Genomic DNA, 14950 nt, shown 5'->3' on the forward strand with positions numbered 1-14950 from the left:
ATGGACAAGTACTTCGAGTACCTGCACACGGTCGGCTTCGAGGAGACCAACCTCGTCGGCAACGTGTACTACGTCAACTACCTGCGTTGGCAGGGGCGCTGCCGGGAGATGTTCCTCAAGGAACGGGCGCCGGACGTGCTGGCGGACGTGCGGGATGACCTGAAGCTGTTCACCCTCCGCGTCGACTGCGAGTTCTTCGCCGAGATCACCGCGTTCGACGAGTTGTCCATCCGGATGCGCCTGGAGGAACTGGCGCAGACCCAGGTGGAGTTCAGCTTCGACTACGTCAAGCTCGACCGGGACGGCGGCGAGACGCTGGTGGCCCGGGGTCGGCAGCGGATCGCCTGCATGCGCGGCCCGAACACCCGCACCGTGCCGGCGAGGGTGCCGGAGGCACTGGTGACGGCGCTCGCGCCGTACACCTCGGCGCGGCGCTCCTGAAGGCGCGAGGAGGAGACGTCGTGGACGTACAGCGAACACTCACCGTCGGGACGCCCGACGTGACGGCACTGCGGCGGGCGTTCGGCGCCTTCGCGACCGGCGTCACGGTGGTGACGGTCGGCGGTGCGACCCCGCACGGGATGACCGCCAACGCCTTCACCTCCGTGTCGCTGGACCCGCCGCTGCTGCTGGTGTGCGTCGACCGGAACGCGGTGATGCACGCCTGCCTCTCCGAGACCCGGGAGTTCGCGGTCTCGGTGCTGACCGAGGACCAGGAGAAGGTGGCCCGCTACTTCGCCGACGGGCGGCGACCGCTCGGCAGCGAGCAGTTCGACCAGGTGGACTGGCGGCCGGGCCGGGCGACGAAGGCACCCCTGATCGACGGTGCCCTCGCCCACTTCGAGTGCGAGGTGTGGCGCTCCTACGAGGGCGGCGACCACACCATCTTCCTCGGCCGGTTGCTCTCCCTGGAGCGCCGGGCGGACGGGGAGGCCCTGGTCTTCCTCTCCGGGCGGTTCCGTCAGGTCGAGCGGGAGCGGGGTGAGGTGGCATGACGACGACCGAGGAGCGGGGCCCGCGTACGCCGCAGGGCCCCCCGCGCTCCCACGCCCTGAGCATGCTGGTCCTGATGGGCCGGGACCGGCTGCGGATGATGACCCTGGCGGCGGACCGGTACGGCGACGCCGCCCGGCTGCCGGTCGGGCACAAGAAGCTCTACTTCTTCAACCACCCCGACCACGCCAAGCACGTCCTGGCCGACAACAGCGCCAACTACCAGAAGGGCATCGGCCTGGTGCACGCCCGCCGGGCGCTCGGCGACGGGCTGCTCACCAGCGAGGGCGAGCTGTGGCGCAAGCAGCGCAAGGTCATCCAGCCGGCGTTCCAGAACCGGCGGCTCGCCCAGTACGCGGGCGTGGTCGGCGAGGAGGCCGCCCTGCTGGTGGAGCGGCTGTCGGCCCGGATCGGCGGCCCTGCCGTGGACGTGCTGGAGGAGATGACGACGCTGACCCTCGGGGTGCTCGGGCGGACCCTGCTCGACGCCGAGCTGAACGGCTTCCACGGGGTCGGCGGGTCCTTCGCGGCCGTACAGGACCAGGCGATGTTCGAGCTGGAGACGCTGAGCGCGGTGCCACACTGGATCCCGCTGCCCCGGCAGCGCCGGTTCCGGCGTGCCCGCCGGCACCTCCAGCACGTCGTCGACGAGCTGGTCGCCGGCCGGGGCCGGGACGTGGAGGGGCGGGACGACGTCCTCTCCCGTCTGATCCTCTCGACCCGGCAGGAGAGCGACCCGCGGGTGGCCCGGGAACGACTGCGCGACGAACTGGTCACGCTGCTGCTGGCCGGGCACGAGACGACGGCGAGCACGCTGGGCTGGAGCCTGCACCTGCTGGACCAGCACCCCGAGATCAGGGAGCGGGTCCGGGACGAGGCCGTGACGGTGCTCGGCGACCGGCTGCCCGCGTACGAGGACCTGCACCAGCTGCGGTACACCGCGATGGTGGTGGAGGAGGCCATCCGGCTCTACCCACCGGTCTGGCTGCTGCCCCGCAAGGCGCAGGCCGCCGACGAGATCGGCGGGTACCACGTGCCGGCGGGGGCGGACATCCTCATCTCCCCGTACACCCTGCACCGCCATCCGCGGTTCTGGGACGCGCCCGAACGCTTCGACCCGGATCGCTTCGACCCGCAACGGAGCTCGGAACGCCCCCGGTACGCGTACATCCCCTTCGGCGCCGGCCCGCGGTTCTGCGTGGGCAACAACCTGGGGATGATGGAGGCCACCCTCGTCCTGGCCATGCTGCTCAGGGACGTGCGCCTGGTCGGGGTGCCCGGCCGGCCGGTGGTGCCCGAGCCGATGCTGTCGCTCCGGGTGCGTGGTGGCCTGCCGATGACGGTCCACAAGGTCAACTGATCAGCACCACCGGTCCCGCGGGCGCCACGGCGCCCGCGGGACCACCCCTGTCCCCCTGTTTCCCTGTCCCCCGTCCGCCACCCCCGCGCTCTGCCGCGCCGAGCGTGCGCGCCGAGCGTGCGCGTCGATCTTGCACTTATTGCCCCCGCGAAAGGTGCAAAGGTGGCGAACCGAGGGCCAGAAGTGCAAGATCGACGGGCCCGCCGGGGCCCGCCGGGGCGAGGCGCGAAGGGGGGTGGGGCGGGCGAGGCGCGCAGGGGAGGACGTGTGGAGGCCTTGGGTGAGGGAGCGGGCGCGCGTCGGGCCGCCGGCGCCCTGTGTGGCGCCGGCGGCCCGACGTGGGGAAGCTGCCCGAGGGGTGCGCGGCGCGCACCCCTCGGGGGAGGGCTAGGCCGCGTACACCTTGGCCTGTTCCTGTCGTTCGTACGCCGCCTTCCGGCTGTCGAGCAGCGCCAGGAGCACCGGCGGGTCGATCTTGGACACCTGCTTGAGGTGGGCGTCGGCGGTCAGGGTCAGTTGCCCGCGTACGGTCAGTGGCCCCACCGCGGCCACCATCACCCTGTCCTGCTGGAGCCGGAGCACGTCGCCGGAGACCGAGTGGCACAGCAGGTGCCAGGTGCCGTCGGGCACGTTCGCGAAGCGGTAGGCGCCCGGGGACTCCAGGATGGCGCACCGCGCGGGCGGGCCCTCGGGGATGCGGTGCGGGAACAGGCCCATGAAGATGAGCCCGGGCACCGGCCCGTGCAGGGGAGCGGTGATCCGTCCGGTAATGGTGCCCTGCGTTATGCCCGTCGGGCGCTGGGTGGGAATGCGTGGAGCGAAGCCGCCCATCCGTCGGTACGTGGTGGGTGGCAGGCCGACGCTCTTGGTGAAGCGGGTGCTGAACGTCCCGACGCTGTTGTATCCCACCCGGAGGCTGATGTCGGTGACGTTGAGCCTCGTCGTCGTGAGCAGCCGTTTGGCCTCCTGAAGGCGGATCGCGGACAGGAATCGGCCTGGCGAGATGCCGGTGACCCGCTGGAAGATGCGCGTGAAGTGAAACTTGCTGAACATGGCTGCCCGAGCCATGTCGTCCACCGTCAACTGCTCCGATAAATTGCTCCGCATGGTGTCGATTGCGCGTTCCACTGCCTGCTCTGCCGTGTCGTGCATTTGTCTCCCCCGGATTGCGGACAATCCCATTGTGTGGATGTGGCGAATTCGGCCGAGTCATTCTTGGGGCGTCGACTGCCACCATTCCCCGCTAACCGCAGTCGATGCTAGCCGAGGTCAGCTGTTCGGTCAACACGTTCTGCGTTCGGAGCGTAGCGCGGAGTGACGAACGCGGGCTTATCAATTCTTGCCCAGAATTGGCACGTGCCACTGTACGATCGGGGCTAAGATCGCTAAGATTGCACATCGTATTGTGGAACTCGCCAGTATCCGTGCTAGCGATTATCAATCCTTAGCATAATTTTTCGGACATCCGTCGTGTGCTCCGATCTGTGATGATCAAGTGGCCGGGCGTCCCGGCCCGCCTCGGCGTCTGCCGCCTCACGGCTTCCATCGATCAATGGCTATTGATCGATTCCTATGGCAAGATTGCCCAAACGTTCGCCAGGGCGGAGGACGCCGTGCGTATCTCGGAGCTCAGTCGGCAGAGTGGCGTGTCGGTCCCGACGATCAAGTTCTATCTGCGTGAGGGATTGCTTCCCGCTGGCCTGCCCACCGGCCGTAACCAGGCCGACTACAACGATCGGCACCTGCGGCGGATCCGTCTGATCCGGACCCTGACCGGGATAGGAGGCCTGGACCTGTCCTCTGTACGGGAGATCCTGGCCGCCATCGACGACGACGATGTCACATTGCGGGACGCGTACAAGGTTCTGGACCGCACCCTCTATCTGGACGGCTCGACCACGACGCTCGGCCCGGCCGCAGTGGACTCCGCGCGCTCGGAGGTGACCGAGCTCGTCGAGGCGCTCGACTGGTCCCACGATGCCAGTACGCCCGCCGGCGAGGTGCTGGCCCACGTCCTGGCGGGACTGCGCAGCCTCGGCTGCGAGGCCGAGGTGACCTTCTTCGTCTCCTACGCCCGCGCCGCCGAGCAACTCGTCGTGACGGAGTTCGACCTGGCCGCCGACGAGGGCGGGACGGAGAAGGGCCCGGCGCTCGTGCGCAGCGTCCTGTTCGGGGTCGCGCTGTCCGCCCTGCGCCGCATGGCGCACGAGCGCCACGTGGCGCGGCGATTCCCACTCAGCGCGGTTGAGTGAAGGTGTTCCAACGGCTGACGTTGCCGGATCCCGGCGGTCGCTCGCGCATGCGGCGGAGCCGGCCACTGAGCAACTTTTGAGAAGAATTCGGGCCGGGGTCCCGCGACTATAAGTGAGCCGGCGGCGACTTTCGCATCCGGTTCACCAGGCATCGTGAAGGGACCGCACGTCATGCCTCGATCGGCTGATAAATGGCAGCGCCGACCGCGTAAGTCGTAGCACCGCGCCTGGTGGATGTCCCGATCCTGCGGCAAACAACTGCTGACGGATGACGGTGAGAAAATTGCCGTCGGGACGATTGCTGCCTTTTTCAGCCGCCGACACCGCCCGTCGCCAGCCCCGGCCGCACGGCTCATTAGCCGCTGCGCGGCACGGTGGTGGCCGAATCTGGAGGGGAACCCTTGCCATCCCAACCCGTCGGCGCGATCCGCCGAATCATTCCCGCCGTCTTCGTGCTGGTCCTCGTGGCCGCGTTCTTCGTCGTCGCCCGGCTGCCCAACGCGTCGGCCGAGGAGCGTCGGACGCTGGCGTCGCGGTTCGGCTTCACCGAGCTGCCGATCGCGCTGCCGCCCGGCCTGCCGGAGCGCACGGTGCGGCCGGTCAACTCCGAGTACGAGCACATCCGGGCGTGGGTGTCGTCCGTCGGCGCCGCCGTGTCGGCGAACGACCTCGACGGCGACATGATCGCCAACGATCTCTGTCTGGTCGACACCCGCAGCGACAGCGTGATCGTCACACCGTCGCCCGACGGACCGGCCCGGTACGCGCCCTTCGTACTGGACCCGGCGCCGCTGCCCACCCACAAGTCGATGGCGCCGATGGGCTGCGTGCCCGGCGACTTCAACGTCGACGGGCTGACCGACCTGCTGGTCTACTACTGGGGTCGGACGCCGGTGATGTTCCTGCACCGCGCGTCCGCGCAGGCACCGCTGGCCAAGGCGACCTTCCTGCCCACCGAGTTGATCGGCAAGCCGTCCGCCTCCTCCAGCGGCGAGTACCAGGGCAAGTTCTGGAACACCAACGCGGTCGCGGTGGCGGACTTCGACGGCGACGGCCGTCCGGACATCGGCGTCTTCAACTACTTCCCGGACAGCCAGGTGCTCGATCCGGCCGGCCACCCGAACGTCGAGATGAACCACTCGCTGTCCCGCGCGCAGAACGCCGGTGGTGCGCACGTGCTGCGCTGGACCGCCGCCACCAGCGGCGACAACCCGAGCGTGACGTACGTCGAGCAGGTCGCGATCGCGCCGGAGTTCTCGACCGGCTGGACCCTCGGCGCCGGCTCCGCCGACATCGACGGCGACCTGCTGCCGGAGCTGTACCTCGCCAACGACTTCGGGCGGGACCGCTTCTTCCACAACGTCTCCCGCCCGGGTGAGATCAAGTTCAAGGTGGCGGAGGGGCGCCGGGGTCACCGTACGCCGAAGTCCATGGTGGTCGGCCACGACTCGTTCAAGGGCATGTCCATCGAGTTCGGCGACCTCGGCGGCACCGGCAAGTTCGACATGTTCGTCAGCAACATCACCAGCTCCTGGGGGCTGGAGGAGAGCAACTTCGTCTGGCGCAACAACTCGTCGAGCCTGGCCGACGCCCGCAACCGCCTGAGCCAGGGCAAGGCGGTGTTCGACAACAAGGCCGCCGAGCTCAACATGGCGTGGGTCGGCTGGGGCTGGGACGCCAAGATGGCGGACTTCGACAACAGCGGCGAGATGTCGGTGGTCCAGACCGCCGGGTTCGTGAAGGGCAAGATCAACCGCTGGTCGTGGCTGCAGGAGCTGGCCATGAGCAACGACCTGATGCTCCGCAACCCGGCCATGTGGCCCAAGGCGGAACCGGGTGACGACATCGCCGGCGCCGAGCCGTTCGCCTTCTGGGTCCGGGAGGACAACGGCCGCTACGCCAACATCGCCGCCGAACTCGGGATGACCGACAGCACCCCGAGCCGGGGCGTGGCCGTGGCGGACACCAACGGCGACGGCGGCCAGGACTTCGCGGTGGCCCGCCAGTGGGCCGCTCCGTCCTACTACCGCAACGACAAGCCCGGCACCGGCAACTTCCTCGGCCTGCGCCTGTGCCGGCCCGGGGAGGACGGCCGCGGCACGCCCGCGTACGGCGCCCAGGTGCGGGTGAAGACCGCGGACGGCCGCACCCGCATCGCCCAGCTCGACGGCGGCAGCGGGCACTCGGGCAAGCGCAGCTTCGACGTCTTCTTCGGCCTCGGCGACGCCGGCGACAAGCCGGTCTCGGCGGAGATCGCCTGGCGCGACCTCAACGGCGGCGTGCACAAGCAGACCCTCGACCTCGCCGCGGGCTGGCACACGATCATGCTCACGGACAAAGCTCAGGAGATGAACGCACAATGACCGACGTCCGAGACAACACGCGTGGCGCCGTCGGCGTACGGGAGGCGACGGACAGCACGGTCGCCGGCGCCGCACCCGCCGTCACCTTCGACCGGCACGCGCCGGCCGCGACCGACAAGCCGGGTACGCCACGGGTCGACCGGCGGGATCCCCGCTACCTGGCCCTGCGCAACTTCGCCATCTCCATGAGCATCTTCAACATCCTCGGCTACACGGTGCTCGGTTTCGAGCAGCCCTGGACCTGGCCGCTGCTCGCCCTCGCCGTCGGCTACGTCACCGAGATCGTGGTCGAGGTGGTCACCGCGCGGGCGAACCGGCGCCGGCCCGCGTTCGCCGGCAACGGCGCCTGGGGCATGTACACGTTCCTGCTGCCCACCCACATCACCGCGCTCGCCGCGAACATGCTGCTCTACGCCAACGACAACTTCTGGCCCATCGCGTTCGCGGTGGTCGTCGCCATCGGCCAGAAGGCGATCTTCCAGGCGCCGATCAAGGGCCGCATGCGGCACTTCATGAACCCGTCCAACTTCGGGATCACGGTGACCCTGGTCGCCTTCTCCTGGGTCAACATCGCGCCGCCGTACCACTTCACGGAGGAGGTCCCGGACATGGTCCGGATCCTCGTCCCGCTGGTCATCCTGACAGCCGGCACGGTGCTCAACGGGGTGCTGACCAAGAAGATCCCGCTCGTCGTCGGCTGGGTCGGCGGCTTCGTGATCCAGGCGTTGGTGCGGCACTTCATCTGGGACGTCGCGCTCTGGGCGGCCCTGCTGCCGATCACCGGTGTCGCGTTCGTGCTCTTCACCAACTACATGATCACCGACCCCGGCACGACCCCGACCTCGGGCCGGGCCCAGTTCATGTTCGGCGGCAGCGTCGCCGCCGTGTACGGCGTGCTGATCACCTTCAACGTCGTCTACACGCTCTTCTTCGCCGTGACGATCGTCTGCCTCGCCCGGGGCCTGCTCTGGTGGGGCATCTGGCTGCGGGACCGCTCCCGGCAGGCGAACGCGCCGGCGGCGCGGCACGCCGTCACCTGACCCCACCCCTCCAATCCGTCGCCGGCGGCCCCGCCTCGGGGTCGCCGGCGACGGCCGTGTCCGGCACCGGTGGGTCGTCGACCCGGGCGGCAAGGGCGGGAGCATCACTGACGGGGCCGACGAAAGTGAGCACGTTTGAAGACGTCCGCCTCCGTCGCGACCGGCACGCTGAGGGGCGCTGGCGGATTCGGGGCGCGGGACAGCCGTCGGCGCGGACCGAGACGAAGCGAGGCGATGCGTGTACCCCACCCCGGAAGCCCCTGCGCGACGCGTACCGGAGCAGTCCGCCCCACTCCCGGCGGCACGCCCCAGACGGACGGCGCTGATCAGCGCGGCGGCGGGCGTCCTGCTCGCCGTGCTCTGGTCGTTCGAGTTCGTCGACTCGGTCATCGGCGACACGGTCGCCGACGCCCTCCTCGGCCATGACGCGAAGGGCACCGCGATCAGCGGTACGGCGGCGGGGCTGCTGTTCGCCTTCGTGTCCGGCTTCGCCGGGACCTTCACCGCCTGCAACATCGCGATGGCGGCCTCGGTCGGCCCGATGAGCCAGGCCGGCGCGACGGGTCACCGCCACGGCGTACGCTCGCTGCTGCGACCCGTGGCCTGGCTGACGGCCGGCATGCTGGCGGTGGCGGTCACCTACGGCGCCCTCGGCGTGCTCCTCGGCGAACGCCTGCCGCAACTGTCCACCGACACCGTCGGCGGGATGCCGGTCCGCCTGGTCCAGTCCTCGGTGGTCTTCGGCCTGATCGGGCTCGCACTGACGTACCTCGGGCTGGCGGCCCTCGGGCTGCTGCCGGACGTCTTCGCCGGCCGCCCGGTCGCCCGGGTGGTCGTGATGGGCGCCCTGGTCGGGGGCTTCCTGGTCGGCCGGCCCTATCCGCTGTTCAACAAACTGTTCCACTGGGCGGTGGACACCGGCAATCCGGCGTACGGCGCGCTCGCCTTCGCCCTCCAGTCGTTGGGCAACATCGTCATCGTCGCGGCGCTCTTCGCGATCCTCATCCTGGTGAGCCGGGGACGGTTCCTCGACTGGATGGCGTCGCCGCGCCGGGCCGCGACGGTGACCGGCGCGTTGCTGGTCGCGCTGGGCGTCTTCACCGTCGTCTACTGGGACCTGCGCGTACCGGCGATCTTCGGGGTCGGGTGGTTCCCGACGATGCCCTACAACTGACCGTCGCGGTGGCGGGCCCGGCCACGCGCCCGGGCCCGCCACCGGGTCAGCCCTTCGTGACCACCTCGTCCGTGGCCAGGTGCGAGGTGCGCTCCCGGATCAGCGTGCGCAGCCGCTCCGCATCGGTGGCGAGGCTCTGGGCGTCGTACCCGTCGATGGTCGAGACCACCCCGGCCAGGTCGTCCAGCGCCGTGAGCGCCGTCCCGTCGGCGTAGATCTCGCGGTACAGCTCGCGGTATGCCTCCTCGTAGCCGGCCCTGAAGGCGGCGCTGGCGAGGAAGCGTTCCTTGAGCCGGTGGCCGCCCCCGGGCCCGCCGCCGGCCCGCTCCCCGTCACCCTGCCCGGGCATGCGGTCCTGCGCCCGCGCACCCTGCGGTGCCTGGCCGCCCTGCGGTGCCTGGCCGCCGGGTGGCCGGAACTGGCCGCCCGGGAAGCCGCCGCCCATCCGGCCCGCGTCGTGCGGCCCCTGGTCGGCGCTGCCGCTGAAGGTCAGGTTGTAGTCCCAGCCGACGACCGTGAACTTCTTCGTCGCCAGGTCGTACCACAGGTAGTAGTTGCGCCCGGGGCCCGCCATGTCGTCGAAGTTGAGCAGCAGGTTCTGCGCCGCGACGTAGCGCGCGAAGGACTCGACGTCGACGTGGTCGGCGAGGTGCGTGTCGAACTCGGCGTCGCTGCTGTCGGCGACCCAGCGCACCAAGTCGATGACGGGCTGCAGATCCTGGTCGCCCTTGCCGGTGACCTGGCTGAAGTCGTCCTGGTACTCCGTGGGGTCGTCGCCCTGGTAGGTGAAGCTCCCGGTGGCCAGGGACTTGTAGAGCACGCCGTCGCCGTCGAGGCCGTCGGCGAAGGTGCCGTCCGGGTGCTCCACCACGAGCCGGGCGGTTGCCGGCCGGTCGTTGACGACGAACCGCGAGTACGCGTAGCCCTGGGACGCCTCCCCGGCCCCGGCGAGCACACGCAGGGAAACGGCCTCGTTGAGCACCGTCGACCCGCCGCCCATGCCGCCGACGCGCAGGGCGATCTCCCGGTGCCCCTGGTAGCGGCGGCCCTCGACGAACTCGTCGAACCGGATGAGCCAGGGCAGCGTCTCGGGCTCCTCGGTCTTGAGGACGGTCCGCCCGCCGCCGGGCCCGAAGCCGCCCCCGGGCCGGGCGCCCCCGCCGGGCTGGGTGGCAGCGTCGGGTTGGGCGGCACCTGCGGACCGGGCGTCGGCGCCGGGTTGGGCGGCACCGGCCGGTGGGGCGCCACCCTGCCGCTGCCCGCCGGGCCGTCCGCCGGCCCTGCCGATGGTCTCCCCGGCGCGGGTCAGCCCGGCCAGCGTCGAGTTGCCCTTGAGCCGGACCCCCACGCTCGGGATCGTGGTGCCGTCGATCGTCAGGTCGGCCTCCAGGTACTCCTTCTCGCCCTCCTTGGCGAAGGTGTCGACCATCCGTTCGTAGTCCGCGTCGCGGAACGTCAGGGCGATGCTGTGCGCGACCGTGGGGTCAAACAGTTCCCGGGTGCCGGCGAGGTCCTGGGTCACCTCGTCGGCGGACCGGCTGCCGCTGGTGACGTACGGCTGCACGCGTACCGTGCTGAACCCCACCAGCAGGACGGCGAGGAACGCGAGGCAGCCCGCCAGCAGTCGCCAGTAGTGCCGGACGCGGACCGGGATCCGGCGCAGGAGGCGGCGTCCGGGGCCGGCGGAGCGTGCCGACATCACAGGTCCGTCTGGTCGTAGCCGGTCAGTACCGTCACCCGCTGGCCGGACGTGCGGGCGCTGAGCGCCGAGATGAGCTGGCCCGGCTCGTGGCCCTTGCGCAGCCGCACGGTGTACATCATCTCCGTGAGCGCGCCGCCGCGGATCGTCTCCATGCTGACCAGCTCGAACTCGCTGGTGTGCTGGATCAGCACGTCCTGGATCGACGCGGTGTGGTCGGCGTCCGGCGGCACCTGCACCTTGACCACCTGCCGCTGCACCGAGGAGGCGAACCAGTCGAACCGGTACATCACCAGGATGACCATGCCGATCGCGACGGCGGCGACGACGGCGAGGGTGTAGAAACGGGTGCCGCAGGCCATGCCGACGCCCATCACGAGGAAGATGAAGCCGACGTCGCGGGTCTCCTTGATGGCGTTGCGGAACCGCACCACGGACAACGCGCCGACCAGCGCGAAGGCCCGGGCGATGTTCGACCCGACCACCAGCATGATCAGCGAGATGAGCATGCCGAGGACGACAAGCGTCTGCACGTAGGACTGGCTGTAGGACACGTTGCGGTGGGTGAACCGGTAGACCCAGCCGATCGCCGCGCTGAGCAGGAAGGACAGCGACAGGGCGATCGCGATGTCCGCGACGCTGAACGTGCCGGACAGGTCCTGGAAGGTGAAGTCCATGGTGGTCTCATGCCTCGCTGGTGACGGTGGTGTGGGACAGGCCGGCGGCGGGGTCGCCGTCGACGACGTGGAAGACGGATCGGGGGGCGCGGCCGAAGGCCTCGACGCTCTGGCAGTACTTCGACATCCGGACGACCGACATGCTCGACCGTGCGGCCAGATCGGTGAGCCAGTACGGCACCCGCTCGTTGGCCTTGATCTCGACCACCGACAGCCGCGCCGGCACGATCAGCCGGTTCTGGGCGTCGGCACCCAGGTGGAAGTCCCGGTCGCGGCCCCGGACGCGGTGGTCGATGGTGACCCGCAGGCCCGCGTCGGCGTCCCGGCCGACGAACGCCTCCCGCTGGTAACCGGTCATCGCGACCGGCCGCAGGTCCAGCCCGGAGACCAGTTCGAGGACCTCCTCGACGAAGGCGCGCTGGGACTCGTCGTGGTCGACCGGCACGCGGCGGTCGCACAGCTCGCGGGCGAGCCGGTACGGCAGGGCGATCCGGCGCTTCTGGGTGACCCGGTTGACCCGCTGCTTGATCTCGACGTACACGGTGGTGTCGTCGGTGATGGTGGAACGGTCGCCGTAGTGCCGGATCCGCAGCTTGCGACGGAACCGGAGGCCCTCGATCTTCTCCCAGTAGAAGCGCAGCTGGGAGGTGTCGTAGTAGACGCTCCACACGCCGTAGCCGGCGACGCCACCGTGGCTGTCGAGGACCATCCGGCGGGCGAACTCGTCGCGCAGGGTCCGCGCGGTGCCGCTGTCGACGAGGTACTTGATCTCGTACCGGTTGAAGGCGTGCAGTGTGCTCGGCGCCCGCAGGGCGTGCCCGGCCCGGTCGGTGTCGCCGGTCGTGGCCGGCGGGTCCGGGCGGCTGCCCGGACCCGGCGCCTCGTCGACGCCGGAGGGTGCGGGCCGGGCACGGAACGGAAGGCGCATGACGTCACCGATCTCGGAGGTGGACGGGGTCAGGCGCCAGCCAAACCCGCCAACCTGTGAGCGGCGTGTGGATGCCTTGTGAATCCCGGGTGAACGCCGGGTGGCCGGTGCCGGGACGACGGCGCCCGCCGGTCCGGGTGGGACCGGCGGGCGCCGTCGGGTCGGTTACCGGGCGCCGTCGGGCACCGGCCCCGGGCGGGCCGCGGGGCTGTCGACGGACCGGTCCCGGCGTGCCGTCACCGCCATCCAGCCGGTCGTGATGAGCAGCAGGGCGGCGATGTAGGTGGTCATCACGGCCAGGCCGTGGGCGGGCAGCCTGGTGCCGGCGACGTCCAGCCCGATCAGCAGGTCGGAGACCAGGAACAGCGCCCCGCCCACGGCGACCCGCCGGGAGATCCCGGCCGCCGCGGCGGCCATCAGGCTGAGCGCGAGGCTGTAGCCGAGCACCGGCAGCCGCAGCGGGCCGAGGGAGGGCCAGAGCACGGCGTTGGCCGCCGCCCAGCAGGCGAGGTACCCGACGAGCGCGGCCACCGGCGGCCGCCGGTGGCGCAGGAAGGCGGTCAGGAGGGCCGCCTGGGTGCCGAGGAAACAGCCCATACCGACCAGGAACGCCGTGTCGCCGGACACCAGCAGCGCGATGTCGCCGCCGGTCGCGAAGACCAGCGCGACGGCGACGGGGTCGACGCGCCGGCGTGCCCGCAGCAGGTACGCCAGCAGCACCGGCGCGAGCAGGGGCTTGGCCAGCCACTGGAGGAGGGTCGAGTCGGCGGCGACGCCGACCAGCTCGACGGCGGCCACCACGCCGAACGGCCAGAGGCGCCTCATCGGGCCACCGCCGGGAGCGGCTGCGGGGCGGGCTGCCAGCCGGGTCGGCCGAGCACGTGGCCGAGCCGGTGCCGCCAGGACGAGGCGGCCCGGGCGTCGGCCCAGATCGCCCGGTACTCGTGGGTCACCACCCGCAGCGGGTGGTAGGTGCCGATGTTCTTGGTGAGGCCGTACCGGACGGTGGCGCGCTCGGGCTCGAACGTGCCGAACAGTCGGTCCCACACGATCAGGATGCCGCCGTAGTTGCGGTCGAGGTACTCGGCGTTCGCGCCGTGGTGGACCCGGTGGTGCGACGGCGTGTTGAAGATCCATTCGATCGGTCGGGGCAGCCGGTCGACCCGCTCGGTGTGCAGGAAGAACTGGTAGAGCAGGCTGACCGACTGCTGGAGGAAGATCATCCACGGGGGGATGCCGAGCAGCGCCAGTCCCAGCCAGAACGGGATGGACGTCATCGGGGTCCAGCTCTGCCGCAGGGCCGTCGAGAGGTTGAAGAAGACGCTGGAGTGGTGCACCACGTGCCCGGCCCAGAGCAGCCGCACCTCGTGGTGGCACCGGTGGAACCAGTAGTAGGCGAGGTCGTCGGCGAAGAACAGCAGCACCCACGTCCAGACGCTGGTGGGGGAGAGCTGGATCGGTGCGACGGTGTACGCGGCGGCGTAGAGGCCGACCGTCAGCAGCTTCCACGGCACGCCGATGACCTGGCTGCCGGCACCTATGGTCAGGCTCGTGGCGGTGTCGCGCAGGTCGTACCCGCGTTCGTCGTCGGCGGGGGCGAACCGGTAGGAGAGCGCCTCGACGGCGATCAGCAGCAGGAACGCCGGTACGGCGTAGAGCACGGCGGGGATCATGCCCGGGCTTCCCTTCTCGGTGCTGCGGTGGGGGTGGTGAGGGGGGCGGTGAGCAGGGCACGCGCTTCGTGGGCGGCGTCGGCGGCCCGGCCGGTGACGATGGCGTCGGCGAGCCGGCGGTGGCCCGCGACGTCGAGCAGTTCCGCGGCGCGGCGCTCCGGTGGCACCTCGCCGACGGCGAGCGCGCCGGCCACCAGGCTGTTGAAGGCCAGCAGGTAGGCGGTGTTGCCGGAGCCGGCGACGATGTGCCGCCAGAGCACGATCGTGGCCTCGCCCATCCCGGCCAGGTCCGGCGCCAGGCCCGCGTACGCCTCCACGGCCCGCAGGATCGCGGCCCGGACCGCCGGATCGCCGCGCTCGGCGCAGAGCCGGGCCGCGTCGACACCGATGCAGGCCCGCATCTCCAACATGTCGCGGACCAGGGTCCCCACCGGGAGCGCGTCGTGGCCGCGGGTGAGGGACAGGGCGAGGTCGAGCCCGGCGTGCACCCGCCAGTCCAACACCCGGGTGGCGTCGCCCTGGCTGACCCGGACGAGGCCGAGCTGCTGCAACCGGCGCAGGGCCTCCCGGACGGCGTGCCGGTTGACCCCGAAGACGGCGGCCAGCTCCCGCTCGCCGGGCAGCGCCTCGTCCGGGCGGTAGTCGCCGCTGACGATGGCGTCGCGGATCTGGCCGAAGACGTGGTCGGAGACCGAGGCGCGGGGGACGGGAGCGAATGCCATGCCGAGGAGTGTGGCGCGGCCCACATCAACCCGTCAACTGGTTGGACCAGTTCCGCTCCGAAGCTCCGC

14 protein-coding genes are annotated in these 14950 nt (G+C 70.8%); 7 read left to right on the plus strand and 7 right to left on the minus strand.

The features are described 5' to 3' along the window. The 3 genes from ABZ809_RS29290 to ABZ809_RS29300 are packed head-to-tail and all read left to right on the plus strand — an operon-like array spanning nt 1 to nt 2353. Nucleotides 1-441, plus strand: a complete 441-nt coding sequence (locus tag ABZ809_RS29290; protein WP_357565848.1) for an acyl-CoA thioesterase — start codon at nt 1-3, stop codon at nt 439-441. A 59-nt stretch (nt 442-500) separates the two neighbouring features. Further along, complete coding sequence (locus tag ABZ809_RS29295; protein ID WP_357565880.1) at nt 501-995, plus strand: flavin reductase family protein; 495 nt, start codon at nt 501-503, stop codon at nt 993-995. Next, a complete protein-coding gene (locus tag ABZ809_RS29300; RefSeq protein ID WP_357565849.1) occupies nt 992-2353 on the plus strand; it encodes a cytochrome P450 in 1362 nt (453 codons plus the stop codon). Before ABZ809_RS29295 ends, ABZ809_RS29300 begins: the two co-directional genes overlap by 4 nt. Nucleotides 2354-2740: 387 nt before the next feature. Here ABZ809_RS29300 and ABZ809_RS29305 read toward each other — a convergent pair whose 3' ends face one another. Next, nucleotides 2741-3505 (minus strand): AraC family transcriptional regulator, encoded by a 765-nt coding sequence (locus ABZ809_RS29305; RefSeq protein ID WP_357565850.1) that lies wholly within the window; start codon nt 3503-3505, stop codon nt 2741-2743. Between the two features lie 335 nt (nt 3506-3840). Here ABZ809_RS29305 and ABZ809_RS29310 point away from each other — a divergent pair, with 335 nt between their 5' ends. The 4 genes from ABZ809_RS29310 (at nt 3841) to ABZ809_RS29325 (ending at nt 9182) form a co-directional block, all read left to right on the plus strand. Further along, nucleotides 3841-4605 carry a MerR family transcriptional regulator gene (locus ABZ809_RS29310; RefSeq protein WP_357565881.1) on the plus strand — a complete coding sequence of 255 codons (765 nt, stop codon included), beginning with the start codon at nt 3841-3843 and terminating at the stop codon, nt 4603-4605. Nucleotides 4606-5057: 452 nt separating this feature from the next. Then, nucleotides 5058-6968 (plus strand): CRTAC1 family protein, encoded by a 1911-nt coding sequence (locus ABZ809_RS29315; RefSeq protein WP_357565882.1) that lies wholly within the window; start codon nt 5058-5060, stop codon nt 6966-6968. Beyond that, nucleotides 6965-8008 (plus strand): enediyne biosynthesis protein, encoded by a 1044-nt coding sequence (locus tag ABZ809_RS29320; protein ID WP_357565851.1) that lies wholly within the window; start codon nt 6965-6967, stop codon nt 8006-8008. The genes ABZ809_RS29315 and ABZ809_RS29320 overlap by 4 nt, the downstream gene beginning before the upstream one ends. Nucleotides 8009-8246: 238 nt before the next feature. Then, nucleotides 8247-9182, plus strand: a complete 936-nt coding sequence (locus ABZ809_RS29325; protein ID WP_357565852.1) for a hypothetical protein — start codon at nt 8247-8249, stop codon at nt 9180-9182. 46 nt (nt 9183-9228) lie between these two features. Here ABZ809_RS29325 and ABZ809_RS29330 read toward each other — a convergent pair whose 3' ends face one another. From ABZ809_RS29330 to ABZ809_RS29355, 6 genes are all read right to left on the minus strand, one after another. Then, nucleotides 9229-10881, minus strand: coding sequence for a CotH kinase family protein (locus ABZ809_RS29330; RefSeq protein WP_357565853.1), 1653 nt, complete (start codon nt 10879-10881; stop codon nt 9229-9231). Next, a complete protein-coding gene (locus ABZ809_RS29335) occupies nt 10881-11558 on the minus strand; it encodes a DUF4956 domain-containing protein (protein WP_357565854.1) in 678 nt (225 codons plus the stop codon). Before ABZ809_RS29335 ends, ABZ809_RS29330 begins: the two co-directional genes overlap by 1 nt. Nucleotides 11559-11565: 7 nt before the next feature. Continuing rightward, the gene (locus tag ABZ809_RS29340) at nt 11566-12486 is read right to left on the minus strand and encodes a polyphosphate polymerase domain-containing protein (RefSeq protein ID WP_357565855.1); all 921 of its coding nucleotides are present in this window, start codon (nt 12484-12486) and stop codon (nt 11566-11568) included. Between the two features lie 165 nt (nt 12487-12651). After that, nucleotides 12652-13311 carry a lysoplasmalogenase gene (locus ABZ809_RS29345; RefSeq protein WP_357565856.1) on the minus strand — a complete coding sequence of 220 codons (660 nt, stop codon included), beginning with the start codon at nt 13309-13311 and terminating at the stop codon, nt 12652-12654. After that, a complete protein-coding gene (locus tag ABZ809_RS29350) occupies nt 13308-14159 on the minus strand; it encodes a sterol desaturase family protein (protein ID WP_357565857.1) in 852 nt (283 codons plus the stop codon). Before ABZ809_RS29350 ends, ABZ809_RS29345 begins: the two co-directional genes overlap by 4 nt. After that, entirely contained in the window at nt 14156-14881 is a 726-nt protein-coding gene (locus ABZ809_RS29355; RefSeq protein WP_357565858.1) for a GntR family transcriptional regulator, read from the minus strand. Before ABZ809_RS29355 ends, ABZ809_RS29350 begins: the two co-directional genes overlap by 4 nt. Between the last annotated feature and the right edge of the window lie 69 nt (nt 14882-14950).

Origin of the sequence: Micromonospora sp. NPDC047074 (assembly GCF_040643815.1) — a bacterium.
In the GTDB taxonomy this organism is placed as follows: Bacteria; Actinomycetota; Actinomycetes; order Mycobacteriales; family Micromonosporaceae; genus Micromonospora.

Bases quoted from the DNA above. Each gene is read 5' to 3' on its own strand.
- ABZ809_RS29345 (WP_357565856.1), bottom strand. From the start codon at position 13,311: ATGAGGCGCCTCTGGCCGTTCGGCGTGGTGGCCGCCGTCGAGCTGGTC.
- ABZ809_RS29355 (WP_357565858.1), bottom strand. From the start codon at position 14,881: ATGGCATTCGCTCCCGTCCCCCGCGCCTCGGTCTCCGACCACGTCTTC.
- ABZ809_RS29335 (WP_357565854.1), bottom strand. From the start codon at position 11,558: ATGGACTTCACCTTCCAGGACCTGTCCGGCACGTTCAGCGTCGCGGAC.
- ABZ809_RS29305 (WP_357565850.1), bottom strand. From the start codon at position 3,505: ATGCACGACACGGCAGAGCAGGCAGTGGAACGCGCAATCGACACCATG.
- ABZ809_RS29320 (WP_357565851.1), top strand. From the start codon at position 6,965: ATGACCGACGTCCGAGACAACACGCGTGGCGCCGTCGGCGTACGGGAG.
- ABZ809_RS29350 (WP_357565857.1), bottom strand. From the start codon at position 14,159: ATGATCCCCGCCGTGCTCTACGCCGTACCGGCGTTCCTGCTGCTGATC.
- ABZ809_RS29340 (WP_357565855.1), bottom strand. From the start codon at position 12,486: ATGCGCCTTCCGTTCCGTGCCCGGCCCGCACCCTCCGGCGTCGACGAG.
- ABZ809_RS29310 (WP_357565881.1), top strand. From the start codon at position 3,841: ATGATCAAGTGGCCGGGCGTCCCGGCCCGCCTCGGCGTCTGCCGCCTC.
- ABZ809_RS29290 (WP_357565848.1), top strand. From the start codon at position 1: ATGGACAAGTACTTCGAGTACCTGCACACGGTCGGCTTCGAGGAGACC.
- ABZ809_RS29300 (WP_357565849.1), top strand. From the start codon at position 992: ATGACGACGACCGAGGAGCGGGGCCCGCGTACGCCGCAGGGCCCCCCG.
- ABZ809_RS29330 (WP_357565853.1), bottom strand. From the start codon at position 10,881: ATGTCGGCACGCTCCGCCGGCCCCGGACGCCGCCTCCTGCGCCGGATC.